Source organism: Bradyrhizobium elkanii WSM2783, from assembly GCF_000472865.1.
GTDB lineage: Bacteria > Pseudomonadota > Alphaproteobacteria > Rhizobiales > Xanthobacteraceae > Bradyrhizobium > Bradyrhizobium elkanii_A.
In genome coordinates, this window is sequence record NZ_AXAP01000041.1 from 53626 (window position 1) to 74350 (window position 20725).

20 protein-coding genes are annotated in these 20725 nt (G+C 63.9%); 10 read left to right on the plus strand and 10 right to left on the minus strand.

Annotated features, from left to right (window positions below; genetic code table 11):
• Positions 1 to 179 precede the first annotated feature (179 nt).
• Positions 180 to 953, minus strand: coding sequence for a hypothetical protein (locus tag YY7_RS0129640; RefSeq protein WP_028166395.1), 774 nt, complete (start codon positions 951 to 953; stop codon positions 180 to 182).
• Positions 954 to 1122: 169 nt separating this feature from the next.
• The gene (locus YY7_RS0129645; protein WP_028166396.1) at positions 1123 to 1899 is read right to left on the minus strand and encodes an HpcH/HpaI aldolase family protein; all 777 of its coding nucleotides are present in this window, start codon (positions 1897 to 1899) and stop codon (positions 1123 to 1125) included.
• Between the two features lie 167 nt (positions 1900 to 2066).
• Here YY7_RS0129645 and bla point away from each other — a divergent pair, with 167 nt between their 5' ends.
• Entirely contained in the window at positions 2067 to 2924 is an 858-nt protein-coding gene (gene bla, locus YY7_RS0129650; RefSeq protein WP_028166397.1) for a class A beta-lactamase, read from the plus strand.
• A gap of 18 nt (positions 2925 to 2942) precedes the next feature.
• Here bla and murI read toward each other — a convergent pair whose 3' ends face one another.
• The gene (gene murI / locus YY7_RS0129655) at positions 2943 to 3728 is read right to left on the minus strand and encodes a glutamate racemase (RefSeq protein WP_028166398.1); all 786 of its coding nucleotides are present in this window, start codon (positions 3726 to 3728) and stop codon (positions 2943 to 2945) included.
• Between the two features lie 198 nt (positions 3729 to 3926).
• On the opposite strand from murI, the gene YY7_RS0129660 reads away from it, so the two are divergent.
• Positions 3927 to 4478, plus strand: a complete 552-nt coding sequence (locus tag YY7_RS0129660) for a cytochrome b (RefSeq protein ID WP_028166399.1) — start codon at positions 3927 to 3929, stop codon at positions 4476 to 4478.
• A 16-nt stretch (positions 4479 to 4494) separates the two neighbouring features.
• On the opposite strand, the gene purB is transcribed toward YY7_RS0129660, so the two are convergent.
• The 3 genes from purB to YY7_RS0129675 form a co-directional block, all read right to left on the minus strand.
• The gene (purB, locus tag YY7_RS0129665) at positions 4495 to 5802 is read right to left on the minus strand and encodes an adenylosuccinate lyase (protein ID WP_028166400.1); all 1308 of its coding nucleotides are present in this window, start codon (positions 5800 to 5802) and stop codon (positions 4495 to 4497) included.
• 166 nt (positions 5803 to 5968) lie between these two features.
• Positions 5969 to 6622: a response regulator gene (locus YY7_RS0129670; RefSeq protein WP_028166401.1), complete on the minus strand. Its 654-nt coding sequence runs from the start codon at positions 6620 to 6622 to the stop codon at positions 5969 to 5971.
• Positions 6622 to 7992, minus strand: coding sequence for a sensor histidine kinase (locus YY7_RS0129675; RefSeq protein WP_028166402.1), 1371 nt, complete (start codon positions 7990 to 7992; stop codon positions 6622 to 6624). Before YY7_RS0129675 ends, YY7_RS0129670 begins: the two co-directional genes overlap by 1 nt.
• Positions 7993 to 8258: 266 nt before the next feature.
• Between YY7_RS0129675 and YY7_RS0129680 the strand changes: the two genes are divergently transcribed.
• The 6 genes from YY7_RS0129680 (at position 8259) to YY7_RS0129710 (ending at position 13565) form a co-directional block, all read left to right on the plus strand.
• On the plus strand, positions 8259 to 9020 hold the full coding sequence (locus tag YY7_RS0129680; RefSeq protein ID WP_028166403.1) for a MotA/TolQ/ExbB proton channel family protein: 762 nt from the start codon (positions 8259 to 8261) through the stop codon (positions 9018 to 9020).
• The gene (locus tag YY7_RS0129685) at positions 9010 to 9681 is read left to right on the plus strand and encodes a hypothetical protein (RefSeq protein ID WP_028166404.1); all 672 of its coding nucleotides are present in this window, start codon (positions 9010 to 9012) and stop codon (positions 9679 to 9681) included. Before YY7_RS0129680 ends, YY7_RS0129685 begins: the two co-directional genes overlap by 11 nt.
• The gene (locus tag YY7_RS0129690; RefSeq protein ID WP_028166405.1) at positions 9678 to 10286 is read left to right on the plus strand and encodes a hypothetical protein; all 609 of its coding nucleotides are present in this window, start codon (positions 9678 to 9680) and stop codon (positions 10284 to 10286) included. The genes YY7_RS0129685 and YY7_RS0129690 overlap by 4 nt, the downstream gene beginning before the upstream one ends.
• Before the next feature lie 424 nt (positions 10287 to 10710).
• On the plus strand, positions 10711 to 11307 hold the full coding sequence (locus YY7_RS0129700; protein ID WP_028166406.1) for a TetR family transcriptional regulator: 597 nt from the start codon (positions 10711 to 10713) through the stop codon (positions 11305 to 11307).
• A 113-nt stretch (positions 11308 to 11420) separates the two neighbouring features.
• Entirely contained in the window at positions 11421 to 12161 is a 741-nt protein-coding gene (locus YY7_RS0129705) for a metallophosphoesterase family protein (RefSeq protein ID WP_028166407.1), read from the plus strand.
• A 3-nt stretch (positions 12162 to 12164) separates the two neighbouring features.
• Complete coding sequence (locus YY7_RS0129710) at positions 12165 to 13565, plus strand: serine/threonine protein kinase (protein ID WP_028166408.1); 1401 nt, start codon at positions 12165 to 12167, stop codon at positions 13563 to 13565.
• On the opposite strand, the gene rpe is transcribed toward YY7_RS0129710, so the two are convergent.
• Entirely contained in the window at positions 13562 to 14263 is a 702-nt protein-coding gene (rpe, locus tag YY7_RS0129715) for a ribulose-phosphate 3-epimerase (RefSeq protein WP_028166409.1), read from the minus strand. The genes YY7_RS0129710 and rpe overlap by 4 nt on opposite strands.
• 255 nt (positions 14264 to 14518) lie before the next feature.
• Here rpe and YY7_RS0129720 point away from each other — a divergent pair, with 255 nt between their 5' ends.
• Positions 14519 to 15301: an EF-hand domain-containing protein gene (locus tag YY7_RS0129720; protein ID WP_028166410.1), complete on the plus strand. Its 783-nt coding sequence runs from the start codon at positions 14519 to 14521 to the stop codon at positions 15299 to 15301.
• A gap of 10 nt (positions 15302 to 15311) precedes the next feature.
• Here the strand turns inward: YY7_RS0129720 and YY7_RS0129725 are convergent, their stop codons facing one another.
• Genes YY7_RS0129725 through YY7_RS0129735 form a run of 3 tightly spaced genes read right to left on the minus strand, consistent with a single transcriptional unit; the run spans position 15312 to position 19361 of the window.
• A complete protein-coding gene (locus YY7_RS0129725; protein ID WP_028166411.1) occupies positions 15312 to 15518 on the minus strand; it encodes a KTSC domain-containing protein in 207 nt (68 codons plus the stop codon).
• Positions 15519 to 15572: 54 nt separating this feature from the next.
• The gene (locus YY7_RS0129730) at positions 15573 to 16568 is read right to left on the minus strand and encodes a P1 family peptidase (protein WP_028166412.1); all 996 of its coding nucleotides are present in this window, start codon (positions 16566 to 16568) and stop codon (positions 15573 to 15575) included.
• A gap of 54 nt (positions 16569 to 16622) precedes the next feature.
• Positions 16623 to 19361 carry a PAS domain S-box protein gene (locus YY7_RS0129735; protein WP_080663904.1) on the minus strand — a complete coding sequence of 913 codons (2739 nt, stop codon included), beginning with the start codon at positions 19359 to 19361 and terminating at the stop codon, positions 16623 to 16625.
• 402 nt (positions 19362 to 19763) lie between these two features.
• On the opposite strand from YY7_RS0129735, the gene YY7_RS0129740 reads away from it, so the two are divergent.
• Positions 19764 to 20153, plus strand: coding sequence for a response regulator (locus tag YY7_RS0129740; protein WP_028166414.1), 390 nt, complete (start codon positions 19764 to 19766; stop codon positions 20151 to 20153).
• Positions 20154 to 20725: the final 572 nt, after the last annotated feature.

Here is a 20725-nt window from a genome sequence, read left to right on the forward strand (position 1 = left end):
GGAGACGCGCCCTCCTGTGCAGCCTGCCATGTGGCCGGTGCCGACAGGTCCGCCTCGAAAGCTCGAGGACGAACCACGGGTCGCGAAACGCTTCGCGGGCCGAAACCGGCCCGCGAGCAGGGGGCTTTTAGGGGAAAGATGGCCGTCCTGTCAACGAAAGAGGTGGCTTTTTAGTGCTGTCACGTCGCGATTGCCGGGACCGCTCGCTCGGTTTGCTGCCGATTCACCCGCAGTTCCGCTGCTATTTCGGTGTTCAGTACCTGTTCCAGCCGGCACAGCGTCCGGGCGACCAGGGCGGCGTCAGTAATCCGATGGTCCCAGCGCAGCACCACGCTGATCGTGCCGTCCTCCTCCACCCCATAGCTGAGGATGAACGGCCCCGGTGTGACGGCGTGCAGTTCCCCAGGTCCGATGGCCGCCACCGACGTCACGGAAAAACTGCCGAAGTAATTGGCGCGCTGGCGTCCGGAATTCAGCCCGATCCACCAGAGCAGGCGGCGCAGCGGCAGCGGCAGCCCGGTCGCCCTCAGCGCCTTCCTGAACGCCGCCACGTCCTCGACCGGCGCCTCCTTGGCGTGGTGGATCAGGGCGTCGATCTCGGCGAGCGGCTTGATTTCGGGCGTGCCGATCTTTTGCGGCAGTACGCAATCCTCGCCGTCCACGACACGGGCGATTGCGACGGTGGCGGCGCTGCGCGGCAGCTCGTAGAAGCCGGGCCAGGGCCATTTGACGTAGAGCGTCCGCAAGGCCGGCTCGTCCTTCGCAACCAGGGCAAAGGCTTTCACGAAGATCGCCGCCCAGCCCGGCGGTCGGACGGCCTCCGCGCGGGCTTCCACCAGGTCCCGGATGTTGAGGAGGCGCGTGAGCGACACGAAGGGGATGTCGAGCGATGCCCGCATCAGGTCGGCAATGAAACAGCGCGGGATAGAGATTTTTCGGGCCGTTCCGCGCATCACTCCGCCGGAGATTCCAGATTCAATAAAAGGCTGGCGAGCCGGACTATGCGCTCGCCAGCCCTGAACCGAGCATGAACCAACGGCCGGTTTCGGCGCCGGGTTGGGTGTGGCGTCCCGCCGCACCGCCAGCGAGCGTGGCAGGCGGCTCGTGGCGGGAGGAGCAACCCTAGCGCCTGATTCCTGCGAAGCTGGCGGCAATGCCGCGCTGGAGCAGAGACCAGTCGAAGCCGAGCGCGAGGGCCACATAGCCGCGCTCGATCATCGCGTTGGCCTGCTCGGTGGACCGCGCCACCCCGCCGATCGGCACGCCGCTCTTCAGGATGCCTTCCTCGGCGCGCTGCATCAGCGCCACCACTTCGGGATCATCCACGAGGCCACGCTTGTTGATGGAGGTGGCGAGGTCGCCGGGACCGATCACCGCGATGTCGATGCCGGGCGTGGCCATGATCTCGTCGATCCGCTCGACCGCCTCGACATGCTCGATCGTGATCATGCAGATCATGTCGTCATCGACAGTGGCCATGTAGTCCGCCATCGAGACGCCCCAGCGGAACGGCGCGTGGAACGGTCCCCAGAGCCGGTCGCCCTTCGGCGGATAACGCACGCTGCGCGCCGCCTTCTCGGCCTCGGCGCGGCTGCAGATCATCGGGAAATTGATGCCGAGCGCGCCAATGTCCATTGGCGCCTTGGCAAGCCAGGGTTCGTTGGCGGCAATGCGCGCCATCGGTACGCATGCTGTGCCGGAGGTTGCCACGATCATCGCATGCGCGGTGCCAAGGTCGATCGGACCGTGCTCGAGGTCGACGATGATCCAGTCGAGCGACTGCGCCATGATCTGCACGGTCTGGATGCTCGGGATGGTGGCGATCGCGCCGAAGGTCGGGCGCCGCTCTCGCCATTGCTGTCGCAGCCGGTTAAGGGGAGTTGGCGTAGGTGAGGACAAAGCGGGTCTCCACAGTCTGTGTTGAGGGCGCGCCGGTCGATCGCCGATATCATAAAGACAAAATCTGCACGCATCGAGTGCTCGACCCCTCATCTTGGCGCTATGTCTCGTTGGCGGACGCGGCAACGGATGCCCACCCGAAGAAGCCTAAATTCGAAGGACGCCCAATGATTTTCACCAGACGCTCGCTGCTGGCCACTCTGTCGTGTCTGGCGATCTCGCCCGTGCGAGCGCAGGAGCAGCCGTCCCTGTTTGAAGCCTATGAGCGCGAGACCGGTGGGCGAATCGGCCTCTATGCCGAGGATGTCGCCACAGGTGCCAAGGTCACTTGGCGAACTGACGAGCGCTTCGTCATGTGCAGCACGTTCAAGGCCTCGCTTGCCGCGTGCGTGCTGGCCCGCATCGATCGCGGCGAAGACCAGCTTGAGAACGTGGTGCGATACCGTGCCGCCGATCTTCTCCACCATGCACCGGCGGCAAGGCAGAACCTGGCGAGCGGAGCGATGTCGGTCGCCGATATGTGCAAGGCTGCGGTCGAGCTCAGCGACAACACCTGCGCCAATCTGCTGCTGGCGCGGATTGGCGGTCCCGCCGCGCTCACTGCTTTTTGGCGCGATACGGGCGATACCGTCTCGCGCCTCGATCACTATGAACTCGAGCTCAATCGCTCTCCGCCCGGCGATCCGCATGACACGACCACGCCTGCGGCCATGGCCGGCAATCTGCGCCATTTCGTGCTTGGCGAGGTGTTATCTCCGGCGTCGCGCGAACGCCTCACGGACTGGATGCTGAACTGCAAGACCGGAAACAACCGCCTTCGCAATGGTTTGCCGAAGGACTGGAAGATCGGCGACAAGACCGGCAACAACGGCAAGGATGCTGCTGGCGACATCGCGGTGGTTTGGCCTAGGAAAGGTGGACCGGTGCTAATCTCGGCATATACGCAGGGCGGCTCGCCGACCGCTCAGCAGCTCGAAGCCGTTTTCGCGGCGATCGGCCAAATGATCGGCCGGCGCTTCGGCTAGCCAAACGGGTATGCTGCCTCAGGCCGGGACCCGGCCGCCGAAAAACGGCATCAACGCCCGGCTCAGCGTGTGCGGGCGGTTGGACGTGAACAGCATTTCGGCGCCGGCGTCGTCCCTGCTGTCGCCGGGCGGTCCGAGCAAATCGGAAACCCGTCGCGCGATGGCGGGCGCCGGGTCGATCCAGGCGACCGGCCATGGTGCGAGCTTCACCAGACGATCCAGCAGCAAGGGATAATGCGTGCAGGCGAGCACCACGGTGTCGGTGCGGGTAGCGCCGTCGACAAAGCAGGGCGCCAGTTCAGCGGCGATATCGGTGTCGCTGACTTCCTCACCGCTCAGCGCCGCTTCCGCCAGCGAAGCGAGCTCGCCCGAGCCGACCAGCGTCACCTCGCAGCCCTGACCGAAATCGTGGATCAGCTTTTTCGTATATTCGCGCTTGACGGTGCCCTTGGTGCCCAGGACGGACACTCGCTTGGTCTTCGAGCTGGCGCAGGCCGGCTTGATCGCTGGAACGGTTCCGACGAACGGCAGGTCGTAGGCGTCCCGCAGGTGTGACATGACGAGCGTCGAAGCGGTATTGCAGGCGATCACGACCAGATCGGGCGTGTGCCGCCGGATCAATTCGCCGACCAGCGGCACCACACGTGCGATGATCTCTTCCTCGCCATGGTGGCCGTAGGGGAAGAAGGCGTCGTCGGCGACATAGACGTAACGCGCGTCGGGCCGGGTGCGCACGATCTCACGCAACACCGTCAGCCCGCCAAGGCCGGAATCGAAGACCAGGATGGTTGGGGGTGTCGCCACGGTTCAACCTTGTCCCATTTCAGCGTTACGATTCAGTTGATTTGAGGGCACTGCCGGCCCTTGCGGATCGGTCGCGGTGCAGGGTGGAGTTTTTGGAACGATTCAAATCGCCTTGATCAGACCGGAGGGTTATCAGGACGCGCTGCAGCGCGGCAAGGGCCCGGCGGCAACGAACTCGAAGCCGATGGGGCCGGGCGTATGATCCGAAACACGACATCGAGCTGGGGCAGCGTTGCGCGCGGATTCCACTGGGCGCTGGCGGCGGCGATTATCGGCATGATCGCTTTCGGCTGGTGGATGAACCATATCCCCGCTCGGCCGGACCGCTTCTTCTATCGTTCGATCCATGCCGATATCGGCTATGTCGTGCTGCTCCTGACCCTGCTCCGGCTCGTCTGGCGCGGCGTCAATCCGACGCCGGCCTTGCCGGAGGATACCTCGCGCTGGCACCGGATCGCCGCCCGGGTCAGCCATTTGGCGCTCTATGCCGTCACCATCCTGGTGGCGGTGCTGGGCTGGGCGCACTCGGGAGCGCGGACGCCCAACTATTCGGACTGGTTCGGGCTGTTTCACGTGCCCCAGATCACCTCGCCTGATCGCGCCGCGGCGCAGGCCTACGAGGTCAGGCACATCTACTTCGCCTATGTGCTGCTAGCGCTGATCGGAATTCACATCGTGGCCGTAGCCTGGCATCACTTCATGCGCCGCGATCGCGTCGCCGCCCGCATGGTCGACGGCGCGCCGGGCTAAGGGCTGTGGGCCAGGGTTAGACTTCCCCGAACACGCGCTTGAAGATCGTGTCGACGTGCTTGAGGTGATAGCCCAAGTCGAACTGCTCCTCGATCTCGGCGTCGCTTAGATACTTCCTCACGTCCGGATCTTTCTTCAGCAGCGTCAGGAAATCGCCTTCGCCGCGCCAGACCGGCATGGCGTTGCGCTGCACGAATTTGTAGGCGTCCTCGCGGCTTGCGCCCTTTTGCGTCAGCGCGATCAGAACCCGCTGCGAATGCACAAGCCCACCGAGGCGATCGAGGTTCTTCTGCATGTTTTGCGGATAGACCAGAAGCTTCTCGATCAGGCCGGCGAGGCGCACCAGCGCGAAGTCGAGCGTCACGGTGGCGTCCGGACCCATCATGCGCTCGGCGGAGGAATGCGAGATGTCGCGCTCGTGCCAGAGCACGACGTTCTCGAGTGCGGGCACGGCATAGGCCCGCACCATCCGCGACAGGCCGGAGAGGTTCTCCGACAGCACCGGGTTGCGCTTGTGCGGCATCGCCGACGAACCCTTTTGCCCCTCGGAGAAGAACTCTTCGGCTTCCAGCACCTCGGTGCGCTGCAGATGACGGATTTCGACTGCGAGGCGCTCGATGGAGGCGGCGATCACAGCCAGCGTCGCGAAATACATTGCGTGGCGGTCGCGCGGGATCACCTGGGTCGAGATCGGCTCCGGCTCGAGCCCCATGGCCTTGGCGACATGTTCTTCGACGCGTGGGTCGATCTGCGCAAAGGTGCCGACCGCGCCGGAGATCGCGCAGGTCGCGACTTCCTTGCGGGCGGCGACGAGCCGCGCCCGGGCCCGGGAGAATTCCGCATAGGCATAGGCGAGCTTGAGGCCGAAGGTCACCGGCTCCGCGTGAATGCCGTGAGAGCGGCCGATGGTTGGTGTCATCTTGTGCTCGAAGGCACGCTTCTTCAGCGCGGCCAGGACCTTGTCGATGTCGGCCAGCAGGAGGTCCGCGGCGCGGGTGAGCTGCACGTTGAGGCAGGTATCGAGCACGTCGGAGGAGGTCATGCCCTGGTGCACGAAGCGTGCCTCGGGGCCGACGATTTCAGCCAGATGGGTCAGGAAGGCGATGACGTCGTGCTTGGTCTCCCGCTCGATCTCGTCGATCCGTGCGACGTCGAAGGTCGCGTCCTTGCCCTTGGCCCAGATCGTCTTCGCCGCCTCCTTGGGAATGACGCCGAGTTCCGCCAGCGCATCAGCCGCATGCGCCTCGATCTCAAACCAGATCTTGAAGCGGGTCTGCGGCTCCCAGATCGCGGCCATCTCCGGGCGAGTGTAGCGGGGGATCATCGAAAACTCCGGGAAAGTGTAGGGCGGGATCGCTAAGCGACTCCCAGCCGGTTTGTTTTTACGCCGTGCTTTAGCAGAGCGGGCTCGGAGAGGCCACCCATACGGGCTTGCTGCAGATAGAAAATGGGGCTGCGTCCAAGGCGGTGGCGCGACTGCCGGGGCGCGGCTACAGGCTGGTCAACCCACACTCGACGGCGAGGCGGACGAGCTGCGCGTCGGTCCGCATGCCGGTCTTGGTCTTGATCAGGTAGTGATAGTTCTGAACCGTCTTCATGCTGAGATTGAGGTTTACTGCGATCTGCTCTGTGGTCGAGCCGGCAGCCAATTGCCGCAGGATCTCGATCTCCCGTTCCCCCAATTGGTCAAGGACCGATCCTGACGGGGTCAGGCTTTCCATCGCCAGGACATGGGCGACGTCGTCGCTCATTGCATGTTCGCCACGCGCTACCGAACGGATCGCCGCGATCAGCACGGTCGGTTCATTGCTCTTGGTGACATAGCCGCTTGCCCCGGCGCCGAAGGCGGCTTTCACCAGCGCCGCCTCGCTGTGCATGCTGAAGACGAGAACGCGCGCGCCAGCGCTGCGCTGGCGGATGTTCCTGATAGCTTCGAGCCCGCTGGCACCCGGCATCGAAATGTCCATGACCACGACATCAGGGGCGTGGCTCTTGTATGCGCGGTAAGCGTCGGCTGCGTTGTCGGCTTCGGCGACCACCCTGAAGTCGCCTTGGTGCTCCAGAACGCGTCGGTAGCCTTGCCGGACCACGGGATGGTCGTCGACAAGTAGGATCGAAATGCCACTGGTCTGCGACGCCGGCATCAGGCAGCAAGCGGGATGGTGGCGGCAACGCTCAGACCGCGCCTTGCGTGCGCGATCGACAGCGAGCCGCCGAGAGCGGTTACGCGTTCGCGTATTCCGGTCAGGCCGAAGCCGGCGGACTGCGCCACCTTGGCGGCATCGCCGCCGCCGTCGTCCTCGACACGGACCAGCAGGGCATTTTCCAGCCCCGTCCGCCGCTCGATCCGGAGCACGATCTCGCGCGCCGCGCTGTGGCGCAACGAGTTGGTCAGGCATTCCTGAGCCACACGATAGGCGGTCGCAGCGACGGCGCCTCGCACGTCGGCAAAATCGCCTTTGAGATCGAGCTGGATCATCGGCTGCGTCGCGTTCTGCGATCGCCAACTATCAACCAGGTTGATGAGGCTCGCCTCCAGCCCGAGTTCCTCGGCGGGCGGGTGGCGCAGGCGGTTCAGGGTGCCGCGCAGGCATGCCATGATGTGCAGCGTGGCCTGCGAGATCATCCGCGCGTCCTGCGCGACGTCGCCTCGGTCCTGCTCCTGCACGCTGGCCGCTTCGATCGTGTTGGCGAAGGCCAGGATCGCTGTGAGGTTTTGCCCGAATTCATCGTGCAGTTCGCGCGCCAGCGCCCGTCGCTCGTCGCTCCGGATTTCAAGCAGCCGGCGGGTCAGCACGGCCCGTTCTTCCGTGGCCTGCGCGAGGCGATCTCCGAGCTCGCCGACGGCTTGCCCGATCATGGCAAGTTCCATCGATCGGAAGCGCGGAAGCGACGTTCGATAACGGCCATTCGCCATGCGCTGCAGTGCGGTAACGATCAACTGCGCCGGGGCCAGCGCATGCGCAATCGCGAGCGAGGCAAGCAGGGCGATAGCCACAGCCATCAGCAGCGCGACGTGGACGTTATCGAGGATGAGCTGCCAGGCGAGCGATATCGCGGCGTCCGGATCGGCAGTGGCCGTGACCGTACCTGCAGTGGTCGAGCGCGCACTGATCGGCCGGGCGACCGCGGCGTGGTCGCCAAGAAATGTCTCTACGGCAGCTGCGAACCAATGCGGTGGAGATGCGCCGATCCCTTTGCTCTGGCCGCACAGCGGGTTCTCGAACTCGCCCTTCGGCTCAAACTGGACGCAGACTCCAGGCGAAATCAGGCTCATCGTCTGGGTGGTGCGCCATTCCGGTACCGGCAAAAGGTGTTCGCGTGTCCTGTTGCCGCGCAACAGCAACTCGCGCCAGTAGAGCGCTTCGAGCGCTTGCGAGACCCGTTCGGCGGATGCAGCCGTGGCGCGGTCGACACTGTGGTAGGCGTCGATTGTTGCCCAAACGGTTGCGCCTCCCAGACACAACATGACGATGACGAGCAGACGGGCGACGAGCTGGAGCACGAGGCGCATGCGATCACTCCGCGGCTTTCTAAAGCGTTTTCCAGCGAAGTGGGCACCGGTTCGCGCCAAGAAAACGCGTCAAAACAACAATCCAGAGCGTAACAGCATCGCGATTTCACGCCAATTGCAAGATGGCAGGTGAGGCGAAGCTCGGGAAATTTTCCCAACGAAGCGCGGGCATATGTCTTTGGACGCAACCTGTCGCCTCGGATTAACAAAAGCCGGGGAGCGTTTGCGGGCAGTCCCTCTTGGCCGCCCTCAGGGAGCAAAGCTGCATGAGTGCCACCGTTGGCGGCGAGCCTGTCTTGCCCGGCAAGGACAATTCAGAGCGAAGCGTCCTGTTGTTATGGATGATCTTCACGGGGCTTTCGATCTTCGCCGCCGTGCTGCTGTGGCGATACGGGTTGCTCCATCTCATGGTGACCTCGGATCGCACCTATATTTCAAGCCTGATCGCCGTTCTCTACGTCATCACCTGCTTTCATTGCTTCTGGCGGACGCGAGCGATTGCGCGTGAAGGCGAAGCGGCCAGACGCTGCCGGGCGATCCTGTCCACTCCCGGCGCTGCGAGGAAGCTCGACGAGAATGCGCGCGCTCTGCCTGGCGGGCTCGTCAGCGATCACATCCGCAACCTGGTGAAGAAGGCCGCGGCGCAGGCGAGCGGCCGCATCGATCAGACGCTGCTGCTCAGGTCGCTGGCGGACCGGTTGCGCGGCTCCAATGCCTTCGGTGCGTTCGTTTCCGATACGCTGATGAAGCTTGGACTGCTCGGAACCATCATCGGCTTCATCATCATGCTGGCACCGATCGCAACCCTCGACGCGGCCGACAAGGTCGCGATGCGATCGTCGATGGGCCTGATGAGCGATGGCATGGCGGTGGCCATGTACACGACGCTGGCCGGCCTGATCGGATCGATCCTCGTCAGGATTCAATACTACATGCTCGATGCCGCCACCCAGCGGGTGTTCTCCGATGCCGTCATGTTGACCGAGACGCACGTCACCCCGGCCTTGGAACACCATCATGATGGATGAGTTCGGCCTTTATCCACGGGAAGAACAGTTCGATCCGCTCGGCGTGATGCTGTTCAAGGCGCTGCAGGTCGTCGCCTTCCTGTTTTTCCTCGCGTTGCTTGCGGTTTCGCCGGAGTCGAAGGAGGGGAAGATCGACTCCAAGGCCGAATTCATCATCACGATGGACTGGCCCGACAATCATCCCGATGATTTCGATCTGTTCGTGCAGGATCCCGCAGGCAACATCGCCTGGTATCGCCGCCGCGAAGCCGGCTTCCTCACGCTCGATCGCGACGATCGTGGCGGTGCCAACGATTTCATCCTCGTCAACGGCAAGAAGATTCCTTCGCCGATCCGCGAGGAGATCGTCACCGTGCGCGGCATCATTCCTGGCGAATACACCGTGAATGTTTCGCATTTCCAGGCGACGACCGGGCAGCCGGTTCCGGTCAGCGTGAAGGTGCAGAAGCTCAATCCGACCGCCCAAGTGATCTTCGACAACAAGTTGACGCTCGATCACACCGGCGATGAGAAAACCGCGCTGCGCTTCTGGGTCGATGCCGAAGGCAAGGTGGTCGACGTCCAGCAGCGGCAGAAATCCCTGATGGAGACGTTCCGCAATGTGCGCGCAAACGGTGCGGACCTCGATCCGAAGACGGGCGTCAGGATGTCTCGTCCGTGAACAACCTCCAGTCAGTCATCCTCACGCTCTCGGTCAGCTACGCTCTGATCAGCGCGCTGTTGCTCGTCATCCTGGTCTATGCACGCTTGCCTTGGTCGGCCAAGGCGGTCGCTGTGGTCGTGACCAGTGCGTTCTACATTGCGAGCTTCACGGGCGTCCGCGGCCTCTTGGGCTGGGCCAGCATCGACAGGCTGCCGGCCTCGTTCAAGCTGCTGCAGGCGCGCATTGTGGAGCCGCACTCGCTGGAGGGCGACCCGGGCTCGATCTATCTCTGGGTCGAGACCCTCGACGGAGACAACCGGCCGAGCGGCATCCCCAGGGCCTACCGCATCCCCTACAGCGACTCGCTGGCGCAGAAGACCGATAAGGCCATCACCGAGATTGCGGCCGGCCGTCCCCAGGGCGGGCGGGCCGCGGATTTCGGGACCGGCGAGGGCGGCCTGATCGCGGCGGCCAGGGAATACATCACCCCGAGCGCCGTGATCGAGACGTCGGGGGGCGATCCCTCGACCGGCGGGGCGCTGATGGCGGCCCCAGGACCCGGAGAGGCGGTGTTATTTACCCCGCTGCTGCCACCGCGAATGCCTCCGAAGGATGTGCAATAGGTTCCTAGCTACTGATACAACCGGGTGCATTGGCTATCTGACAAACGTCAATCACGGATTATTGAGTAACAGATATTGAAATCTGTCAGTCAGAGATGCTATATCTACTTCCGGACGCCGGATGGGGCGCCCCGTGGTTTGCGGCCGCGAAGTGCCTGATCCGGAAGAGTTGAGTACCGGGTTCGGGTCAAAGAGCCGGCCACGGACTTGCCGGAGACTACGATGATGACGATCGAGATTTTGCATTTGACCGAACAGATCCAGCGCTGGCTCAATCAGCAGGTGGCCCGCCACTTGGCCGCCCAGGCGGAAAAATTGGCCCGCTAACTGGAATTAGGACTGCCTTAACGACCGGCCAGGCCGTTTTGCAATGCGCCTGACCGCCGGAGTGGAAAAGCCCAAGAGCTGGGGATAGGGTAAAGCCATGAACGAAGCAGTCGTCTTGACCCCTGAACGTATCCTGGAGGTCACCGAGGACGTCCTGCGTCGCTATGGGCTCGCCAAGGCGACAGTGGTGGATGTTGCCCGTGCGCTCGATGTGAGCCACGGCAGTGTCTACCGGCACTTTCCGAGCAAGGCTTCGCTGCGCGAAGCCGTGGCAAAACGTTGGCTCGATCGGGCCAAGGTCCCGCTGCAGGAGATCGCAGCGAGTGCCGGCCCAGCGCAGGCCCGGCTCGATCGGTGGCTGCGCACCCTGTTCGCAACCAAGCAGGCCAGGTTCGCCGACGATCCCGAGATGTTCCGCACCTATTTGACGCTGGCGCGCGAGGCTTGTGTTGTGGTCAAGGGCCACAAGGAATGCTTGACCGATCAGATCGCGCATATCTTGTCCGACGGCGTCGAGGAGGGCGTGTTCGAGGTCGATGATCTCAAGGCGACCGCCCGCGCGATTTTCGAGGCGACGAGAAGCCTTCATCACCCGGCCCATGCCGACGAATGGGCCGATCCGGACCTGCAGGAGCGCACCGACGCCTTGCTGGCGCTGCTGTTCCGCGGGCTCGAAGCCTGTCCTAAGCACTAGCTCGTAATTCGCGATCGATTCGCCCGATCCATTTGCGGGCACCGAGTTGCCGGTGTTTGATATCCATCAAGACAGATGTGATTGGGCCCGCCAGGATTGGCTGGGAGGATGATGTGCGTCTCGCGCTGTTTGCGGATATTCACGGCAATCGGCAGGCATTTGACGCCTGCCTTGAGGCTGCGCGTGCGCAAGGCGCAGAGAAATTCGTCCTGCTCGGCGACTTCGTTGGCTATGGGGCCGACCCCGAATGGATCGTCGATACCGTCATGGCGCTGGTCGAGGACGGCGCGATCGCGGTTCGCGGCAACCATGACACCGCCATCGGTATCGGCAACGACGCGATGAACGCCGAAGCCCAGGCGGTGGTCGAGTGGACCCGCGGCAAGCTCAGCGCGGCGCAACGGCGTTTCCTTACCGAACTGCCGCTGATGCAGCAGGAGGACGACCGCCTCTACGTCCATTCCGAAGCGTCCAACCCGACCAGGTGGCGCTACGTGCGCGACGCGTCGGACGCTGCGCGCAGCATGATGGCTGCGGACGCTCCAATCACCTTTTGCGGTCATATCCACCGTCCAGCGCTCTATTCGATGTCGTCGACGGCGAAGATGACCAGCTTTGTCCCGACCACGGGCGTAGCCGTGCAACTCTTGACCGGCCGGCGCTGGCTTGCGGTGCTTGGCTCCGTCGGCCAGCCCCGCGACGGCATTCCCGCAGCCGCCTTCTCCATGTTCGACACCGAGAGGCGGGAGATCACTTATTGTCGCGCCCCCTATGATATCGCGGCGGCGGCAGCCCGGATCCGCGAGAATGGCCTGCCGGGCTGGCTTGCCGATCGCCTGTTGGTCGGCCGATAGCAAATGGCGAAAATTCTCATGCAGCCCGGCACGGTCATCGATGGCTTCACCGTCGGCGAGTGCGTGCATCGGGGCGGCATGGCGACGCTGTGGAGCGTCACCCATCCCGGCATCAACGTGCCGCTCCTGATGAAGGTGCCGCGAGTCTCGGAAGGCGAGGACCCCGCCGCCATCGTCAGCTTCGAGATGGAGCAGATGATCCTGCCGCGATTGTCCGGGCCGCATGTGCCGACCTGCTTCGGCACCGGCGATTTCGCGCGCCAGGCGTATGTCGTGCTCGAGCGCATCCCGGGCCGGACCCTCTACAAGCGGCTCGACGATCTGCCGATCGCTTACGAGGAGGCGAGGGCGCTCGGCATCAAGATCGCTGCTGCGCTGTCGGCGCTGCATCGGCAGAACGTCATCCATCACGACATCAAGCCGAGCAGCATTATGTTCCGCGAGAGCGGCGAGGCTGTGCTGATCGATTTCGGCCTGTCGCATCACGAACATCTGCCCGATCTGCTGCAGGAGGAATTTCGCCTGCCTTACGGCACCGCGCCCTACATGGCGCCGGAGCGACTGCTCGGGGTGCGCGACGATCCGCGCAGCGATTTGTTTTCGCTCGGCGTGCTGCTGTATTTCTTCACCACCGGGGTGCGGCCGTTCGGCGAGAGCGAGACGCTGCGCGGCATGCGTCGGCGGCTGTGGCGCGATCCCTATCCGCCGCGCAAGCTCAAACCCGACTATCCGCCCTGGCTGCAGGAGATCGTCCTGCGATGCCTGGAGATCGAGCCCGCCTGGCGCTATCCGACCGCCTCGCAACTCGCCTTCGATCTCAGCAATCCCGACCAGGTCAAGCTGACGGCGCGTGCAGAGCGGCGCGAGCGCGATCCGTTCGCGACGGTGATGCGCCGCCGCTTCAACCGCGGGGCATGGCAGCCGCAGCCGAAGTCCGATGTCGCAGTACAATTGGCGTCGAGCCCGATCCTGGTGGTTGCGATCGATACGATGGAAACCTCGGGCCCGCTGAACGATGCCTTGCGCGTCACCGCGCAGCGGATACTCGGGACCTTGCCGCAGGCCCGTCTCGCATGCGTCAACGTGCTCAAGCTTGGCCTCGTCACCATCGATCGGACGCTGGACGAGAAGGGCAGCAACAAGCATGTCGACCGCCTGGTCGCGCTGCGGCACTGGGCGTCCTCGCTGAAGCTCGACGAGAACCGGCTGTCGGTGCATGTGCTGGAGGCGATCGATCCCGCGGCGGCCATCCTGGAATTCGCGCAAGCCAATCAGGTCGATCACATCGTGATCGGCGCGCGGCGGGATTCCATGCTGCGGACGCTGCTCGGCAGCGTCTCGGCGGAGGTGGCGGCGGAGGCGCCTTGCACGGTGACCGTGGTGCGCCCGCCACGCTCGGGCTAGATCGCTTCGCCGCGCGCCAGCGCCGCCGCGTTGCGGATTGCGGAGATGTTAGCCTTGTAGGCCTCCATCGTGCCGCCCTTGAACACGGCGGAGCCCGCAACAAACGCATTGGCGCCGGCCGCTGCCAGTTCCCCTGATACATCAGGCGCGACGCCGCCATCGACCTCGACGTCGATCGGCCGGCCGGCTGTCATCGCCCTGACGTCGCTGACCTTGCCGAGCGAGCCGCGGATGAAGGCCTGGCCGCCAAATCCCGGATTGACCGACATCACCAGCACCAAGTCGATGAGGTCGAGCACATGCTCGATCGCGCTGACGGGCGTTGCCGGATTGATCGAGACGCCAGCCTTCTTGCCCAGCGCGCGGATCGCCTGGAGCGAACGATGCAAATGCGGGCCGGCCTCGGCATGCACCGTGATGTGGTCGCAGCCGGCCTTCGCGAACGCCTCGAGATAGGGATCGCAGGGCGAGATCATTAGATGCGCGTCGAAGATCTTCTTGGTGTGCGGGCGCATCGCCTTGATGACGTCGGGGCCGTAGGAAATGTTCGGCACGAAATGCCCGTCCATGACGTCGAGATGGATCCAGTCGGCGCCGGCCTGGTCGACGGCGCGGACTTCTTCGCCGAGTTTGGAGAAATCCGAGGCCAGGATCGACGGCGCGATCACCAGCGGACGTGGCGTGAAGGGCTGGGACATGGACGCTCTCCAAGGCATCTCTGTAGCGGGCAGGATGGTTCCGCCTAACATGCATGCTGGTGCCGGGCAATGCACAGGAGGGAAATCGCGGGCAGGAAAAAATTGCCGCAGCGGCAGCAATTGCCGGCTGCGGCGAACCTGTCTGTATGCACGAAATGCCGATTTTAAAGGGCTTTTCGCCATGGCACAGCGCTTGCTCGCTAGTCGTGCAGGTGTTGGGCCGCCGCTCACGCGGCATTGTCGGAGTTCCCTCTCATGCTGTTCGCCCTTGGCGCTGCCTCGTCGGCCATCGATCTCCTGAAGTCGTTGACGTCGTCGAAGACGTCGCAGGCAAAGCCCACCGGCCAGACCCAGGACGCCGGCAACATCTTCGATATTTCCGCCGCCACGACGACGCCGACGGGCGCGGCCCCGAGTTCCGGATCGGCCGGCAGCAGCTCTGCGCCGATCGCTCCTGAGACGATGAGCGCGCTGCTCGATGCGCAGAGCCAGGTTTCGACCGGCGCGGCAGTGTCGACCAAGAGTCGCTCGGATGCGCTGAAGGACCTGTTCGGGCAGATCGATCGCGACGGCGACGGCAAGATCACGAAATCCGAATTCGAGGATGCGCTCGGCGCTGGCGGGACCAATCTGGCGAAGGCCGATGACGTGTTCTCCAAGCTGGACAAGGATGGCGACGGCAATGTCACGCTCGACGAGATGTCCTCGGCTTTGAAGGGCGGGTCCGGCCATCGCTCGCATGCTCATCGTCACTCCGGCGGCGGTGGCGGCGGTGCCGATGCGCTGATGCAGGCGCTTGATGGCACCAGCACTTCGATTGCCAACAGCGATGGATCGGTCACGACCACCACGACCTATGCCGACGGATCGAAAATAACGGCGACCTCTGCTGCGAGCCCGTCTGCCGCGCGGGCTGCCACCTCGTCCTACAATTTCGTCGACCAGTTGGGGCAGCGGCACGCCGTCGACCAACTGGTGCAGCTGCAGGCCAAGCCGATCTCAGCGCAGGCCTGGGCCTCCCTCTCGGTCAATGCGTGACAGATCGCGTTTAAGCCAATTGCTCGAGTTCGCGGTAACGGTAGCGATCACGTATCTCGTGGTTGAAGAACTGGCCCTTTGAGAATGCGTTGCCGAACGCCTCGGCCACATCAGGCGGAACGTCCTCATAGATGTAGCGGCGGCCAGTAACGAAGAGCACCAACAGCTCGCGTTTTTCGGCGTCGTAGCGGAAGAAGCGAATGACAGTGGATGGCATTGCGGCACCCGAGCTGGAACCCGCAGCCTCAACGCATGTCGCTGAACTAAGTTGCTAGCCAAAGCGATCCTGCCAGCTCGGCAGCGCGCCGGGGAACGGCAGCGCGCTCGCCGCGTATACGCCGCGCGCAATCGCGCGGGTCACGGTGTTGGCGGCGTGCATGCCGAGTTCGGTGAGGCCGAACAAAGGATCGATCGGCTTCTCGCCGGTCGCCGCGGCAAACACCACGTCACCGTCGAGCGGCGCATGCACCGGATAGATCGCCCGCGCCATGCCGGTCTGCGCGATCATCGCCAGCCGCTTGGCCTGCGTTTTCGTCAGCGTAGCATCGGTGACGACCACGACCAGCGTGGTGTTCTCGCCGGATGTCGCCGCCGGCCCGCCTTTCAGGCGCGCCTTCAACATGTCCGGCGTGAACGAGGCCGGCAAACCGCGTCCGCCGAATTCCCCGTCGACCTCGAACGGTGCCGCCCAGAACCACGGGCCATCGCCGACCGTGACGGCGCCGACCGCATTGACGACGGCAAGCGCGGCAACCGTCACGCCGTCATCGGTCCGCGTCGATGCCGAACCTAGTCCGCCCTTCAGGTTGGACGTGGTCGCGCCCGTGCCGGCGCCGACGCTGCCGAGCCGGAAATCGCTCCCGGCTGCGGCCGCCGCGGCATAAGCGAGATCGCGATAGGGCGGGAACCGGCCCCACGCCTTGTTGCCGCCGTTCAAGAGATCGAAGCAGATCGCACCGGGCACGATCGGGATCACGGCGTCGCGGATCCGCAAGCCGCGGCCTTGCTCGGCAAGCCAGGCTTGCACGCCACCGGCAGCATCGAGGCCGAGGGCCGAGCCGCCGGACAGCGCGATCGCGTCCACCGCATCGACGGTATTGTGCGGCTGCAGCAGCGCGTCGTCGCGCGTGCCCGGGCCGCCGCCACGCACGTCGATCGACGCCACGGCGGGCTTGTCAAAGATGATCGCTGTGACGCCGGAGGCGATCGCTGCGTCGTCGGCATGGCCGACGCGGACGCCTGCGATGTCGGTGAGGAGATTTTTCAAAGCGTGCATCCTGTTCTCGTCCTACTCATCGATATAGCGGCCAACCATGACGCATCAACTGCCGAGCGCGAGCCGGATCATCTTGGCGAGCTCGGACTTGCGATAGGGCTTCGCCAGCAAGAGTACGCCGGAATCGAGCCGACCGTGATGGACGATCGCGTTCTCGGTATAGCCCGACGTGTACAGCGTCTTGAGCCCAGGCCGCCGCTTCAGCGCCTCGTCGACGAGTTGGCGTCCGTTCATGCCGCCGGGCATGATGACGTCGGTGAACAGGAGGTCGATCGGCGCGCCGGTATCGATGATGTTGAGCGCGTCGGCGGCATTGGCCGCCTCGCGCGTCGAATAACCGAGGCTCGTGATCTGGGTGATAACATATTTGCGCACCAGCGCGTCGTCCTCGACCACCAGGATGACTTCGTGTCCGCCCCGGAGATCGGTGGTCTGCTGCGCTTCCGCGATAGTCTGGGCGAGGCCGGTCGCGCGCGGCAGATACATCTTGACCGAGGTGCCATGGCGTTCCTCGCTGTAGATCTTGATATGCCCGCCGGACTGCTTGACGAAGCCGAACACCATTGAAAGGCCAAGCCCAGTGCCCTTGCCGACTTCCTTGGTGGTGAAGAAGGGGTCGAACACTTTTTCCAGCAGATGGGTGGGAATGCCGGTGCCGCTGTCGCTGACGGCGACCATGACGTAATGGCCGACCGTGACCTCGCTGTGCATGCTGGCATAGCCCTCGTCGAGATAGACGTTGCGGCTTTCGAGCGCCAGCTTGCCGCCGCGGGGCATGGCATCGCGCGCATTCAGCGCGAGATTGAGGATTGCCGCGGTGAGCTGGTTCGGATCGACCATTGCCGTCCAGGCGTCCTCGGCCAGCATTGGCGTGATCTCGATATACTCGCCGAGCGTCGGGCGTAGCAGCTTCGCCGCCTCCAGGATCAGCGCATTGATATCGACATCGACCGGCTGCAGCGGCTGCTTGCGGGCGAACGCGAGCAGGTGCCTGGTCAGGTTGGCGCCGCGCTCGGCGGCTTCGTCGATCAGCCGGGCGATGGCGACGAGGTCGGGCCGGTCGGAGACCGCTTCTTCCAGGATGCCGATGGTGCCGGTAATCACGGTCAGGATGTTGTTGAAGTCATGGGCGACGCCGCCGGTAAGCTGGCCGACCGCGTCCATCTTTTGCACCTGCCGGATCTGCGCTTCGGCGGCCTGCTTCTCGGTGAGATCGCGGCCGATGAAGAAGTAGCGCTTGACCGGCTCCGAATAGGTTGCGGACCAGTTGAGTGATACCACTTCGCCGTCTTTGCGGATCAGGCGCGTCTCGAAATTGCGCTTGCTCTGGCCGCGCCGCGCGGCGCGCATTTCGTTGCGGGTGTTTTCGAGGTCATCCGGATGAACGAACTCGACCGCGGAACGTCCGACCATCTCGGCGGGATCGTAGCCCGCAATGGTCCTGACGCTCGGGCTGACCTGGACGAAATGGCCCTGCTTGTCGGTTATGGAGAGGAAGTCCTGCGATGCTTCGAAGATATGCTGCCGCTCCTCGAGCTCCCGGCTCAGCGCCTCCCGCGTCCGCCTGCTTTCGGTGATGTCGTGCGCGATCTTGGAGGCGCCGATGATCTCGCCCGTCGCCGACAACAGCGGCGAGACGCTGAGCGAGACGTCGATCAGTTTGCCGCTCTTGTGCAGCCGCTGCGTTTCATATTGCGCCAGCTTTTCGCCGCTGCGGATCCGCTTGAGGATGTCGTTGACCTCGCCGCGATTGTCGGGCGGCACGATGAGGTCGATGTGCTGGCCGACCGCCACGGCTGCCGGATAGCCGAACAGGCGCTCGGCGGCCGGATTCCAGGCGGTAATGGTCCCGTCGAGCGACTTGGTGATGATGGCGTCGTTGGAGGATTCCACGACCGCGCTGAACAGCCGCTCGCGCTCGGCGTGGTAGTCGCGTTCGCTGGCGGCCTGGCGACGAACTACGCCCAGCAGCCGCGACATCTGCGCCTGCAGTGCGACGTTATCGATCAACAGCACCGCGAGCACGAAGCTGGCGGCGCATAAGGCGTAGATGCGTGCGGCGTAGAAACCGAGATCGAATCTCGCGACGTTGAGCATCGCCGACAGCGCGATGTCGAACAGCCAGGCGCACAGCACGACCATGAGCCAGACGTCGATGACGGAATGCGGCTTCCGGAACCAGAGGGCGGCAAGTGCGGCGGCACAGAAGAACAGCACCGTCGAGACCACGCCGATCATGACCGGCGTGTAGTGCCCGCCGCTCAAAAGGACTGGGAGGTGGTCGTGCTGGGCGGTGACGATCCAGGTAAACAGCGCCATCGCGACGACGACTGCCGCAACGCAGCCCATGATCGCCGACATCGTCGAGCCGCGGATCCGGGCGCCATCGTCTCTTTTCAAAAGCGCGTAGCCGAGCACCATCAGCGGGAAGAAGCCGTGCCAGACCATGTAGAGCCAGACCGTGGTCTGCGAACCGGCGCCGAACAGGCCCGCCGGCGCAAACAGGCCCGGAAAGGTCAGCGCGTGGGTGATCGCGGCAGCGGCGGTGAAGAGATACCCGCTCGCGAGCAGCAGCATCGCCCGCAAGCGCAGGATGGCGAACTGCGAAAACAGCAGCACCGCGGTGATGAGATCGTTGATCGCCAGCGCGGACTGGTAGCTCGCCACGAAGGCCGGTACCGGCGTTAGCGGCATCCCGGCGAATGGTATCGCGATCACGAACAGCACGGCCGAGACGACGACCACCGCCAGCGCTACGTTGCGGTCGCCGCGCGAGGCCGGCATGGTCGAAAGGAAGAAGCTGCGGTCGTTACCCTTGAGCACTGATGGTCTCCTGGAAGGCGGTATCGAACGCAAGACAGGGGATCACGTCAAACCCGCGCGCGGGCTGTCCACACAAAGTGGAACAGCTGGCCAAGGGAGGCCGTATCCGCTGAGCTGGGCAAGGTGACTTGGGAAAGGCAGAAATCAAAGTCCGATAAACCCGCTATGCGTCGCTTTGGTGCGACAAAACCAATCGCTCGAAATCGATCCAAGGTTATCCGCTACCGGCAGGGAATTGAACCGGGCGCCCGTATCCAATTGAGGTAACCACCTCTTTACTGACAGGACAGATAATTCGCCTGATCACCTACTGCATAGCGTTTTCCACGACTAGGCTTCCCGCAGCCGGTCCCGGGGGTTTTCATGGCCCGTGTTCTTATTGTCGACGACCAATCCGACGTGCGCGCGATGATCGCAATTGTGCTGCGCGTCAATCGTTTCGAGATTGTCGAGGCGGCGTCCGCCGCGGAGGGGATCAAGGCGTTCGAAACGGCCAAATTCGATCTTGCGATCATCGACATCTTCCTGCAGGGCAAGAGCGGTCTCGACCTCATGTCGATGATGCGCGACCGCCAGCCGGATTTCCCCATCGTCGCGATCTCCGGCATGACGGCGCTGGATTTCGTCGCTGAAGCGCCAGACCTGTCGAATGTGGTCTGCCTGCAGAAGCCGTTCCGTCCGAACGACCTGATGCGCGCCATCGAGAACGCGCGGCAGGCGGTTGTCCCCGTTGCGGTGCGCGCGGCGGTTTGATCGGACGACTTCCCAAATTTCAAACAGCGGACCCGTGGGATGGGTAGAGCGAAGCGAAACCCATCGCGATGGAGCAAGTGGCGTGAATGATGGGTTTCGCTTCGCTCTACCCATCCTACGAGGTCGTCCCTGCGAAAGCAGGGACCCATAACCACAGGGAGGCGTTGTGGCGCGAGCAAGCGGTTGCGGCGGAGCACATAACAAAGCCCTGTGGTTATGGGTCCCGGGTCAAGCCCGGGACGACGTGGGTGGGGTTCGGATTCAAATTTCAAATAGCGTGAGGATATGAGTTCGCATTCTCGCGGCATGATTTGCCCGAGCTTTGCGTCTCGTTTCACCCTCCTCGACATCAGAGGGCGCAGGGAAAGCCGGGTGCCGGTTGCACCCATGGGTCCCGTGCAACAAAAAGCACGGGGGTAGGACCACAGGTTCAACCGAAGCATTCCGGCTTTCCCTGCGCGATGGTGTTACGGTTTCCTTCGTGCTCTCCCCGGTGACCGGGCTCTTTTGCCACCGTCACTTCACAAGAAGCTTAGCGCCAGCGTCGGGGCGCCAGGACCACACGACTTCGC